9 protein-coding genes and 1 pseudogene are annotated in these 11,202 nt (G+C 55.4%); 5 read left to right on the plus strand and 5 right to left on the minus strand.

Annotated elements, in window-relative coordinates:
* Nucleotides 1-31 precede the first annotated feature (31 nt).
* On the plus strand, nucleotides 32-886 hold the full coding sequence (locus tag ABIB18_RS22560; RefSeq protein ID WP_354475813.1) for an aldo/keto reductase family oxidoreductase: 855 nt from the start codon (nucleotides 32-34) through the stop codon (nucleotides 884-886).
* 44 nt (nucleotides 887-930) lie between these two features.
* Here the strand turns inward: ABIB18_RS22560 and ABIB18_RS22565 are convergent, their stop codons facing one another.
* The 4 genes from ABIB18_RS22565 to ABIB18_RS22580 form a co-directional block, all read right to left on the minus strand.
* A complete protein-coding gene (locus tag ABIB18_RS22565) occupies nucleotides 931-2,430 on the minus strand; it encodes an alpha/beta hydrolase (RefSeq protein ID WP_031376955.1) in 1,500 nt (499 codons plus the stop codon).
* An 18-nt stretch (nucleotides 2,431-2,448) separates the two neighbouring features.
* A complete protein-coding gene (gene pagP / locus ABIB18_RS22570; protein WP_354475815.1) occupies nucleotides 2,449-3,015 on the minus strand; it encodes a lipid IV(A) palmitoyltransferase PagP in 567 nt (188 codons plus the stop codon).
* 332 nt (nucleotides 3,016-3,347) lie between these two features.
* Nucleotides 3,348-4,799 carry a sugar porter family MFS transporter gene (locus ABIB18_RS22575; RefSeq protein WP_031376957.1) on the minus strand — a complete coding sequence of 484 codons (1,452 nt, stop codon included), beginning with the start codon at nucleotides 4,797-4,799 and terminating at the stop codon, nucleotides 3,348-3,350.
* Between the two features lie 231 nt (nucleotides 4,800-5,030).
* Nucleotides 5,031-5,933: a LysR substrate-binding domain-containing protein gene (locus ABIB18_RS22580; protein WP_354475817.1), complete on the minus strand. Its 903-nt coding sequence runs from the start codon at nucleotides 5,931-5,933 to the stop codon at nucleotides 5,031-5,033.
* A 197-nt stretch (nucleotides 5,934-6,130) separates the two neighbouring features.
* Between ABIB18_RS22580 and ABIB18_RS22585 the strand changes: the two genes are divergently transcribed.
* The 4 genes and pseudogenes from ABIB18_RS22585 to ABIB18_RS22600 all read left to right on the plus strand — a co-directional run bounded on the left by ABIB18_RS22585 (nucleotide 6,131) and on the right by ABIB18_RS22600 (nucleotide 10,098).
* The gene (locus tag ABIB18_RS22585; protein WP_031376959.1) at nucleotides 6,131-6,880 is read left to right on the plus strand and encodes an SDR family NAD(P)-dependent oxidoreductase; all 750 of its coding nucleotides are present in this window, start codon (nucleotides 6,131-6,133) and stop codon (nucleotides 6,878-6,880) included.
* A gap of 52 nt (nucleotides 6,881-6,932) precedes the next feature.
* Nucleotides 6,933-8,231 (plus strand): annotated as a pseudogene (locus tag ABIB18_RS22590) (MFS transporter).
* A gap of 12 nt (nucleotides 8,232-8,243) precedes the next feature.
* Entirely contained in the window at nucleotides 8,244-9,086 is an 843-nt protein-coding gene (locus tag ABIB18_RS22595) for a transketolase (protein ID WP_031376961.1), read from the plus strand.
* A 1-nt stretch (nucleotide 9,087) separates the two neighbouring features.
* Nucleotides 9,088-10,098 carry a transketolase family protein gene (locus ABIB18_RS22600; protein WP_069729581.1) on the plus strand — a complete coding sequence of 337 codons (1,011 nt, stop codon included), beginning with the start codon at nucleotides 9,088-9,090 and terminating at the stop codon, nucleotides 10,096-10,098.
* Nucleotides 10,099-10,998: 900 nt separating this feature from the next.
* Here the strand turns inward: ABIB18_RS22600 and ABIB18_RS22605 are convergent.
* The coding region (locus tag ABIB18_RS22605; protein ID WP_354475820.1) for a hypothetical protein at nucleotides 10,999-11,202 on the minus strand (204 nt) is incomplete at its 5' end.

Genomic DNA, 11,202 nt, shown 5'->3' on the forward strand with positions numbered 1-11,202 from the left:
CAATCAATCTACATTCACGCAGGAGGTTTCCATGTCACACACCACCATGACGTATCAGCTGGGCGATCGTGTCGTTAACCGTTTAGGCTACGGTGCTATGCAACTGGCTGGACCGGGCGTCTTCGGCCCGGTCAAAGATGAAACGCGAGCCATGCAGGTCCTGCGTGATGCCGTTGCCGCAGGGGTTAATCACATTGATACCAGTGATTTTTACGGCCCGCATGAAACCAACAAGCTCATCAGAAAAGCGTTGCATCCTTACCCACAGGACCTGTGCATTGTGACTAAAGTCGGTGCCCGGCGGGATGATAAAGGAGGCTGGCTGCCAGCGATGGAGCCGGAAGCGCTGACCCAGGCGGTAGAAGATAATCTCCGTCATCTGGGACTGGATGTGATCGAGGTGGTAAATCTGCGCAGCATGTTTAATGCCGCGAAGCCCAAAGAGGGTTCGCTGGAACCGCAACTGGCGGCATTGCTGGAACTGCAATCACGCGGGCTGATCCGGCATATCGGTCTGAGCAACGTTACGCAGCAGCAGATTGCCGAGGCGCAGGCCATGACGCCGATTGTCTGCGTGCAGAATATGTATAACCTGGCAAATCGTCAGGATGATGCGCTGGTCGATCAGCTGGCACAACAGCAGATCGCCTATGTGCCGTTCTTCCCGCTGGGCGGCTTCTCACCGTTGCAGTCGACCCGGTTAAGTGACGTTGCCACTTCGCTGAATGCCACCCCAATGCAGGTGGCGCTCGCCTGGCTGCTGCGCCGTTCGCCCAATATTCTGCTGATCCCTGGCACCTCCTCACCGGAGCATTTGCAGGAGAACCTCGCCAGCGCCCGCCTGACGTTAACCGATGAGATCATGACAACGCTCAACGGCTTCTGAAGCCTGTAGCCCGCCTGGCGGGCTTTTTTATCCGCGGGATGCCCTCAGAAACGCCTGAGGCATTCCGTGAGCTGCGGCCGATCGCTACAGCCGATGTGATGATCGATTCTGTCGATCATGTAGGGATAAAACGGATTCGAGGTGGCACGCATAATCGAGTCGAGGCCGACAATCAGCACCGCACTCTCACCGCGCAGCGACAGCGTGCCAAAGCTGATGCCGAACTGATTTTTTACCGCTGGCTCGCTGCCATATAACCCATCCTGCGGCGGAAACGGGATCGCGACGTGCGACAGAGAATAGAGACCGGCCGGGTAATTGATCGCCAGAGGTTGCGTCTGTTCAGTGGTCTCACCGGCACGCACGGTTTTGGTCACCATATTTAGCGAGGTCGCCGAGGCGTTGGTGATCACCGTTGAGGTATATAAACGTCGGGCAGCCGGCAGCAACTGATTAACGGCGGTGTAAGAGGAGTGACGAAACAGTGGACTGACGCTGACCGCCTGATTGATATCGAACAACACCAGCTCACTGCCGTTATCCGGCAGATAATTATACAGCGAGCGGATAACCGACGGGGTGCTGACGGTCGAGTCCATCACCGACTGAAAGGTCAGTACCGGCGGGAAGTCGGCCAGCTGCTGACGCCGGGCCTCCTGCACAATCTGTTTTTGCAGCGCCTGGGTGAGTAAATAGGTCTGACGGGCCGCGTGTACCGGAAAGGAGTTGTATTTGAAGGGATTGAACTCCGGCACAATGTTCAGCCACGCGGTTTTGGAAAAAGCTGGAAAGATGGAAGGCAACCCGGCGATACCGGCAAACCGGGCGAAGCGGGTTACCCCAATCATCGGTGACAGCAGGATCAGCTGCTGCGGGCGGCGTAAATGGTGATCGGCCAGGCTATCGAGGGTGTATTTCACCGCCAGCGCCCCGCCGTTTGAAAATCCAACCAGATGCAACGGCGCATTCTCACCCGCCAGCCGGGTAGCTTCACGTACCGCTAGTCGCGTGGCGGCCAGCCAGTCCTGCCAGTCTACATCGGTCAGACCCGCCGGGACCGTGCCGTGACCGGGTAACCGTAATGCCACCGCGACAAAACCCTGCTGCTGATAAGCTTCTGCCACATGGCGCAGGCTATAAGGACTGTCAGTCAGGCCGTGCAGTAACACTACCGCGCCACGCGGTATGCCCGCGGGCCGCAGCACATAAGAGCGGTTCCAGTCGTGATCAAAACTTTCAGGGTAGATCATGCTGTGGGCGTAGTAGCGATTGAGCGGTGTTTTCTCATCCGCCTCCAGCTTGTCGCTGACTTGCCGTTTCATCTCATCGAACAGCCGGTTCTCTGCCGTCAGGTAATCGGCATAGCTGGCGTGATCGAGCTGCCCGACGCTTAACTCATGCGGAACCCAGGTGTGCCAGCGGTGTAATTCTGGTCCGCGACCGGCCTCATAGACCCGCAAAATCAGCAACAGTATCACCACCAGCGCAGCGGCGAGCGTGATACGTCTGGCCCAGCGGGCAATAAAAGTTAACGTCCTGCTCATGCATCCTTTCCTGAGAAATTAAAATCCATAACGGAACCAGGCAAATAAGACATTGCCGTTGTTATAGGTCCCGGGAATATAAGTGAACTGAAGATTAAGTGCTTTATAACCGGCGGAGAACAGCGGCAATACGATCGGCAACGGAATATATCCGCCGAAATCATCGTGCGCCGTTATACCTGCAGTCAGTCCCGCACCTAACCGAAAGTCCTGATTTGCGGCCGGATACCAGCCTTTCTCCCAGCCATAACCGACAATCGGCTGCCATTTATTGTGCGAGTCTTTAAACGCCATCGCATATAACGCGCTCCAGTTGCCGCTGTCGTTGTAACGTGAAATCCCCAGACCACCGCCCCACGGCATCTCGTTATAGTGGTCGGTTTTCTCTTTGTCATACATGAAGCGGGCATGCCAGCTGATAAAGGGCAGATAAACATCGGTGTGCTGCGGCTCATTCCACGTTGTGGCGACATCATCCGTCACGCCGTCCCACCACGAAGAAAGTGATGAAACCGCGGTTTCTGCGTAAAGCGGCCCGGCGGCCAGCGTCGAGGTAAGCAATACCGTTGCAATGACATTTTTCATAGCAGGTCTCGTCAGCGCGCGCAGGTCATGACGAATGAGTATAGCGCAGCGCCTGAGATGCAGATTGTCAGCGGTCATGCTTCGCTTAATTCACTGATAAGCCACACTAAGCCGGTTGGCATCCGCCGTGCCGATCGGCCAGCAAGCAGAATTTCAGGCTGAAATCGCCAGCGGTGAGCACATTTTAACCGAGGGTTTTCTGCTGATTACAGTGAACGTCAGGCGGAGGAGATAAGGGGTTCAGACCAGGTATGGCGCGGTCTTCCGCGTATCAGGATAAAAAAAACCGGACTGGGTTCAGTCCGGTTTTAGTGTGACGCTGGCGGAAAAAATTAGCTGGCGTTCGCCACTTCGGATTTTTCGCCAAACTTCTCTTTCATATGGGACTCAATCTCTTCCAGACTCTTGCCGCGCGTCTCAGGCACCATCGCCATAACAAAGATTAGCGAGCCGACGTTAATCGCAGCAAAGATGAAGAAGGTGGTGCTGCCGGCATATTCCATTATCGGCGGGAAGCCAAAGGCGACGATCGCGTTAAAGATCCACTGTAATGAGACTGCGCCACCGGTCAGTACGCCACGCAACTGCATCGGGAACAGTTCTGACATCATCAGCCAGTAGACCGGTGAGATGCACATCTGCATACAGAACAGGAACAGCAGAATACAGCCCAGGGCGAGGTAGCTCTGCATCAGGCTCGGGCTGATGAAGGTCATCACCGCTCCCAGCAGAATCTGCGAGGTGATCACCAGACAGAGGCCGGTAATCAGCATCGCCCGACGCGGGAAGCGGCTGACCGCCCAGATACCCACAATGGCCGCCACGACGGAGACCACCCCGTTACCGATGGTCGCGGCAATCGAAGCGCTGGTGCCCAGCCCGGTCTGTTTAAGGATGATCGGAGTGTAATACATAAAGCCATTTACCCCGGTGAACTGGGCAACAAAGCCCAGCCCGACACCGATGATCATCAGACGGATCACCCACTTCTCGCGGATCAGGGTTTTCGCATCAGGTCCGCGCTCTGCCGCCCGCGCCTGCTTCTTCATCTGCGCCATTTCATGACGCACTTCACGCGGCGTTTCGCGCAGGTATTTAAGGATTTTTTTCGCTTCTTTAAGACGACCTTCGGCCACCAGCCAGTGAGGCGATGCTGGCACAAAGAAGGTCCCGATAAACAGCAGCAGGCCTGGCACCATGGCAATCGCCAGCATGTAACGCCACAGATGCTCATCGTGCAGCAGGTAGCTCAACAGAGTACTGGCCACGTAGGCGATCAGCTGTCCGGTAACTATCATCAGCTCATTACGACTGACCAGCGGCGCACGCAGTCGCGGCCCGGCAATTTCCGCGATGAACACCGGCACGGTGGACGAACCGCCGCCAACCGCAATACCGAGCAGGAAACGCATCGCCACCATCACATTGACCGACGGTGCCAGCGCCGTGCCCAGCGAGCCCAGCACAAACAACACGGCCAGGCTGCGCAGCGTGATACGACGTCCGAAGCGATCGGAGAAGAAGCCGCTCAGGAACGAACCGATAGCCGCACCGAACACCAGTGAAGAAGCCACTAACCCTTCAGTGAAGGAGTTCAGCCCCAATCCGCCCTGATCCGGCGGTGAGGTCATATAAGGTAAGGCACCCGAAATAATCCCGGTGTCATAACCAAAAGCCAGCGCACCCATAGTGGCTACCAGCACCACTAAAAAAATACGCTGGCGTACCGTATCGGCAGGCGCGTGTTCGCCCGCTTCACCAGAGTCTGGTGTATTCGTACTCATAATTACCCTGCCATTAACAAGTTAAACATCCGTTGATTAAATTTCATACGGAATAAAAATGGAACTTTTTTACCGATTGGGAGATGAAGTGTAGACGGTATTTTTGAATTAGCTTTAGCAATGCGCTTTTTATGGCGGGATAATTAATTACAAAACAGTGCGCCGAAATAATAGCGGAAGTCGCGCCGGAAGGAGGCGCGGAATAGTCACGAAGCGAAACTTAATTTAACATTATATTAACTCTTTCAGCTCGCTCTGAATCCAGTTTAGGAAGTGGCTAACGCGGGGAAACTGGGCAAAGCCGCGCGGGTAGACCAGATGGTGCGCGCTGACCGGCAGACTGTAGTGCTCCGGCAATACCCTGACCAGTTTACCGCTGCGTATATAATCCTCAGCCAGCAGCTCGCTTTCAAAAATAAGCCCATGACCCAACATGGCAGCCTCCAGGCTCATATAGGATCGGTCAAAGCGAAATAACCACTCATTATCCGGCTGGGGTAATTGCTGAGCAGCAAACCACTGCGGCCACTGAATAAGCGGCGATTCCGATAATATCAGTGCATGATGAATTAAATCGCTGGCCTGATTAACCGGATGGCGGGCTAAATAGCCGGGTGAAGCCAGTACCGACATTCTTTCATGGCGGATGGTTTTAATGTCGAATGACTTCCAGTCCGGAAAACCGTGACGCACCGCAATATCAATATTATCGCGGCTGAAAGATAAGTTCTCGTAGGAGCAGGAGAGCGTCAGCTGGAATTCGGGATAGCTGTCACAGAATTTATGGATCCGCGGTAGCAGCCACAGCAGGCCAAAACTGGGCGCACAGTGAATACGCAAATTGCTGCGCGCTTTCTCATTACTGATGCGCGCCGTCGCCTGCGCCAGACCCAGCAGTATCGGGCTGATTTCCTTCAGGTAATGTTCACCCGCCAGCGTCAGCACCACCCCTTTTGCCGAGCGATTAAACAGGATGCAGCCCAGTTCACGCTCCAGTTTTGCCAGCTGATGACTGGCGGCAGAAGGCGTAATGCTTAATTCCTCCGCCGCACGCGCCACGTTGCCAAAATGGGCAACCTGTTCAAACACCCGCAGCGATTTAATTGACGGTAAGTGGTCGGTCTGCTTTTCCATCTCTCCCTCCGTGCAGAAAATTTGTGATGTATGCCCGTTTTTAAACCGCAGAAATGTTAACTGCATCAAACCAACAAATTCATTCAGCATCAAATGAATTTTTTTGCATTGCCAATATCGACGGCTTTATCAATTCTGATCGTGACCCTGCCGGTAGGCATACCGAACCACTAATAATTATTCTTCTGGAGTGGACCATGTTACTTGAAAATAAAGTTGCGATTATCACAGGTGCGGCTTCGCAGCGCGGCATCGGCCGTGCAACAGCCGCCTGTTTTGCTCACCACGGTGCCCGCGTCGTGGTGCTGGATTTAGATCTGCAGGCGGCCAGAGCCAGCGCACTGGCGTGTGGTGATGGCCATCTGGGGCTGGCCGCCGACGTGACCGATCCGCTTACGGTGCGCCGCGCAGTCGATCAGGTGCTTGAGCACTACGGTCGCATCGATGTGCTGGTCAACAACGCCGGTATCACCCAGCCGGTAAAAACGCTGGATATCCGCGTGGAAGATTACAATCGCATCCTTGATGTGAACCTGCGCGGCACGCTGCTGATGTCACAGGCGGTGATCCCCACCATGCAGCAGCAGAAAAGCGGCAGTATTGTCTGTCTCTCATCCGTCTCCGCACAGCGTGGCGGCGGTATCTTTGGCGGTCCGCACTACAGCGCAGCCAAAGCTGGCGTGCTGGGGCTAACCAAAGCGATGGCGCGCGAATTTGGTCCCGATCAGATTCGTATCAATGCAATTACTCCCGGTCTGATCCAGACCGATATCACCGGCGGTCTGCTGCAGGATGAGCGCCGCCACGCCATCATCGACGGTATTCCGCTTGGCCGCCTTGGCGCAGCCAGCGATGTCGCCAACGCAGCGTTGTTTCTCGCCAGCGATCTCTCCGGTTACCTGACCGGCATCACGCTCGACGTCAACGGCGGCATGCTCATCCACTAACAAGCGCCCTGCCCTGCCCGCACTCGGCGGGCTTATACCGGGAGTGAATACCATGACCACGCTTAACCTGAGCGCAGCCGCTGCTGCGCGCGATCTCACCTATCGCAAAATCGCCTGGCGCTTAATGCCCTGGCTGATGCTGTGCTACCTCTGTGCCTACCTTGACCGCGTGAATGTCGGCTTCGCTAAATTACAGATGATGGACGATCTATCGCTGAGCGAAACGGTCTACGGGCTGGGCGCCGGGATCTTCTTCATCGGCTACTTCTTTTTTGAAGTCCCCAGTAATCTGATTCTGCATCGGGTCGGCGCTCGCCGCTGGATCGCCCGCATCATGATCACCTGGGGCATGATCTAGGCGCTGTTCGCGCTGGTCGAAACCGCATGGCAGTTCTATCTGCTGCGCTTCCTGCTTGGCGTAGCCGAGGCGGGCCTCGCGCCGGGCTTGCTGCTCTATCTCACCTATTGGTTCCCCTCCTACCGACGCGCCCGTATGACGGTGCTGTGGTTTATTGCCATCCCGCTCTCCGGAATGATCGGCGGCCCGCTCTCTGGCTGGATTATGGCTACTTTTGCCGGCTTTCATGGCTGGGCAGGCTGGCAATGGATGTTCCTGCTGGAAGCTATCCCTACGGTTGCAATGGGTTTAGTGGTGCTGCTGGTGCTGAAAGATCGTGTTGAGCAGGCGGACTGGCTGGATGAAGACGAAAAACGCCGGGTACGCGCCGATCTTGATGAGGACAACCAGCAGAAAGCCTGTCACAGCACGGTCAAAGCGTTTGTCGCTGATAAGCGTCTGTGGCTGCTGGCGCTGATTTATTTCTGTGTGGTAATGGGCCAGTACGCCCTGACCTTCTGGTTGCCGACGCTGGTGAGAAACTCAGGCGTCAGCCAGCCGCTGCATATTGGCCTGCTGACCAGCCTGCCCTACCTGTGCGCCATCATTTTTATGCTGCTGGCCGGTCGCAGTGGCGATCGTCATCGTGAGCGGCGCTGGCATCTGGTTATCCCGATGCTGGTGGGACTTATCGGCTTGTCAATGGCGACCTTAATGAGCCACAGCGTCTCTCTGTCGCTGCTCTCGCTGTGCATCGCTGCCGCCGGCATCCTCTCTGCTTCATCGCTGTTCTGGATGCTGCCAACCAATCTGCTGGGCGGAGTCTCTGCTGCCGCAGGCATCGCCGCCGTGAACTGTATTGCTAACCTGGCGGGTTTCTTCTCGCCGTGGCTGATTGGTGCCATCACCACGGCAACTGGCTCGCCCGCATCGGGAATGTATTTTATCGCTGCCGTACTGCTGGGTGGCGCGCTGTGCGTGCTGCGCATCCGGGCAGCAGACGTTAATCGTTAAACAGGAGGTAACATGACTGACCATCTGCACGCATCTTCCGGTCTTTCGCTGCAACAACGCGCCACCAATATTCGCCGCCATGCCTTATTAATGGGTCAGGTTCAGGGACAGGGCTACATCGGCCAGGCGCTGGGTGCCGCCGATTTGCTGGCTGTCAGCTATTTTCATGCCATGAACTATCGTGCCGACCAGCCTGACTGGGAACAGCGCGATCGCTTCTATCTGTCGATTGGGCATTACGCTATCGCGCTGTATGCCGCGCTGCTTGAAGCGGGCGTGATACCGCCAGAGGAACGTGAAACATACGGCACCGATGAAAGCCGTTTACCGATGTCGGGAATGGCAGCCTATACGCCGGGAATGGAGATCACCGGCGGCTCACTCGGTCATGGACTGGGTATCGCGGTTGGCGCCTGCCTCGGCCTGAAGCAGAAAGGATCGACGGCGCGGGTTTTCAACCTGCTTTCTGATGGCGAGCTGAATGAAGGATCGACCTGGGAAGCAGCGATGTCTGCCTCGCACTGGCAACTGGATAATCTGATCGCCATTATCGACGTCAACAATCAACAGGCTGATGGTCACAGCAGCGAGATTCTTGCCTTCGAGCCGATCGTGGATCGCTGGCAGGCTTTTGGCTGGTATACGCAGCGGGTTGATGGCAACGACATTGCAGCCTTACAGGCAGCCTTTGATGCCGCCTGTAGCTGGCCGGACCCGCAACCCCGGGTGATTATTTGCGATACCCGAATGGGTAAAGGCGTCTCCTTTCTGGAGAGTCGTGAGAAAACGCACTTCATTCGGGTCGATGCCGATGAGTGGGATAAAGCCCTGACCGCGCTGGAGCAAGGAGCCTGAGATGAGTTCACAACCACAGAAAAAACGCCTGACGACCTCAGCAATGATTGCATCGATCGCCGCCGAGGGTCAGCCCACGGTCTCAGCACCGTTTGGACATGCGCTGGTATCACTGGCGCAGCAACGGCCTGATGTGGTCGGCATGACGGCTGATTTAAGCAAGTACACCGACCTGCACCTGTTCGCTGATGCGTTTCCTGAACGCTTCTATCAGATGGGCATGGCGGAACAATTGCTGATGAGCGCGGCGGCCGGGATGGCGCGTGAAGGCTTTACCCCGTTCGTCACCACTTATGCCGTGTTTGCTTCACGCCGGGCCTATGATTTTATCTGTATGGCAATCGCCGAAGAAAATCTGAACGTCAAAATTGCCTGTGCGCTGCCCGGCCTGACCACCGGTTACGGCCCCAGTCATCAGGCCACCGAGGATCTGGCTATCTTCCGTGGGATGCCTAATCTCACCATTATCGATCCCTGCGATGCGCTGGAGATTAGCCAGGTGGTGCCCGCCATCGCAGAACATCAGGGTCCGGTTTATCTGCGGCTGCTGCGTGGTAAGGTCCCGCTGGTGCTGGATAAATATGACTATCGCTATCAGCACGGTAAAGCTCAGCGTCTGCGTGGCGGTAAGCATGCGATGATCATCAGCAGCGGGTTAATGACGATGCGGGCGCTGGAAGCCGCCGAGGCGCTGGAGAAACAGGGCATTGAGGTGGGGGTGGTGCATTCACCGGTCATCAAGCCGCTGGATGAAGCGACCATCCTGCGCGAAGCGGGGGAAGCGGTCGACATGAATCGGCTGGTGATCACGGCTGAGAATCACTCGGTGGTAGGCGGGTTAGGCGAGGCGATTGCCGGGGTACTGATGCGTAACAATGTCACGCCGCGCTTTAAGCAAATCGCACTGCCGGATGCGTTTCTGGCGGCAGGTGCATTGCCAACGCTGCATGATCGTTATGGCATCTCTACCGAGGCGATGGTCAAACAAATCACCGCCTGGCTGGCGGGCTAATCCGCATCGAAACCGGGCCTGGCCCGGTTTTTTTTTCTGCTTTCCTCTTTCTGGTTTCTGTCGTTCTCTTCAGCCTGCTATCTCTCAATCCCCGTTCCGCCGGGAAAGCCTTAGGCAACGCCGAATCCCCAATCACGCTTTACTGATTGCAGTGGACGGCGACTTTCTGACAACACAACGAAATCTGAAGGCAGCACAACCGCGGGCGACGGCCTTTGTTCTTATCCGGATAAGATGGCAAAGTCTGGTTTACTCCCCGGATAGCGCTATTCACTGTAAACAGCAAATGGGTCAGTTAGCGATTTCCAGCCTGCGATGATGGGGGTATATGACGGGATGAGGCTCAAACTGTGCTAAACAAAACGCTGTTACCGATCGCAGTGAACGTTATGTTGCTGAACCATGCTGGTTTCGTCACGCGAGTCTGCGGACATATCCTGACGACACCGCGTTTCGTCAGCCTCAGTTAACAGCCTGCAAGACAGAATCACGTATCGGGAGAATAGCAGGCAGAGAGTGAAGTTTTTCCGTCTGAAAAAAGTTATCCACTTTTTCTGTGGATAACTGAGGGATATTTTCTGAGTATCTTTTTTCAGTGTAGCTTCACGGCTTCGCTGCTGTGCCAAAACGCACCTTTTATCAGCCAATCGCTTCGCCTTAAGGCTGTTAATTACGCCCTGAAGGAGTGAAATCGTGGCGATTTCAGGCTGAAATTTTAGATGGTTACCTATAATAAACAGCTACTTAGATACTAAATAACTCTGGCGCACTAATTTGTAGCAGGCAGAGGTCTTTACAGCAGCCTGTTTGCACGGGTCTGAGCCGGTTTGAACGAATGTAAATTTAAAGTTAAGTGGTTACTAATGAACCAGCCACCGCAATTCTTTCATTGCATTGCTGTTATTGTTTTGTCCCGGTTGGCTGACTGAAGAGAAGCGTGCAGTAATAACGCTTATCCACGGCTTTGGCTCTGGCTCTGGCTTTTTGGCTTTGGCTTTGGCTTTGGCTTTGGCTCTGGCTCTGGCTCTGGCTCTGGCTCTGGCTCTGGCTCTGGCTCTGGCTCTGGCTCTGGCTCTGGCTCTGGCTCTGGCTCTGGCTCTGGCT

This window comes from Pantoea sp. UYEF8 (assembly GCF_040546285.1).
Classification (GTDB): domain Bacteria; phylum Pseudomonadota; class Gammaproteobacteria; order Enterobacterales; family Enterobacteriaceae; genus Pantoea; species Pantoea brenneri.

Excerpts from the sequence above, each read along its gene's own strand:
- ABIB18_RS22565 (WP_031376955.1), bottom strand. The coding sequence starts at position 2,430 with ATGAGCAGGACGTTAACTTTTATTGCCCGCTGGGCCAGACGTATCACG.
- ABIB18_RS22560 (WP_354475813.1), top strand. The coding sequence starts at position 32 with ATGTCACACACCACCATGACGTATCAGCTGGGCGATCGTGTCGTTAAC.
- ABIB18_RS22585 (WP_031376959.1), top strand. The coding sequence starts at position 6,131 with ATGTTACTTGAAAATAAAGTTGCGATTATCACAGGTGCGGCTTCGCAG.
- ABIB18_RS22580 (WP_354475817.1), bottom strand. The coding sequence starts at position 5,933 with ATGGAAAAGCAGACCGACCACTTACCGTCAATTAAATCGCTGCGGGTG.
- ABIB18_RS22575 (WP_031376957.1), bottom strand. The coding sequence starts at position 4,799 with ATGAGTACGAATACACCAGACTCTGGTGAAGCGGGCGAACACGCGCCT.
- pagP (WP_354475815.1), bottom strand. The coding sequence starts at position 3,015 with ATGAAAAATGTCATTGCAACGGTATTGCTTACCTCGACGCTGGCCGCC.
- ABIB18_RS22600 (WP_069729581.1), top strand. The coding sequence starts at position 9,088 with ATGAGTTCACAACCACAGAAAAAACGCCTGACGACCTCAGCAATGATT.
- ABIB18_RS22595 (WP_031376961.1), top strand. The coding sequence starts at position 8,244 with ATGACTGACCATCTGCACGCATCTTCCGGTCTTTCGCTGCAACAACGC.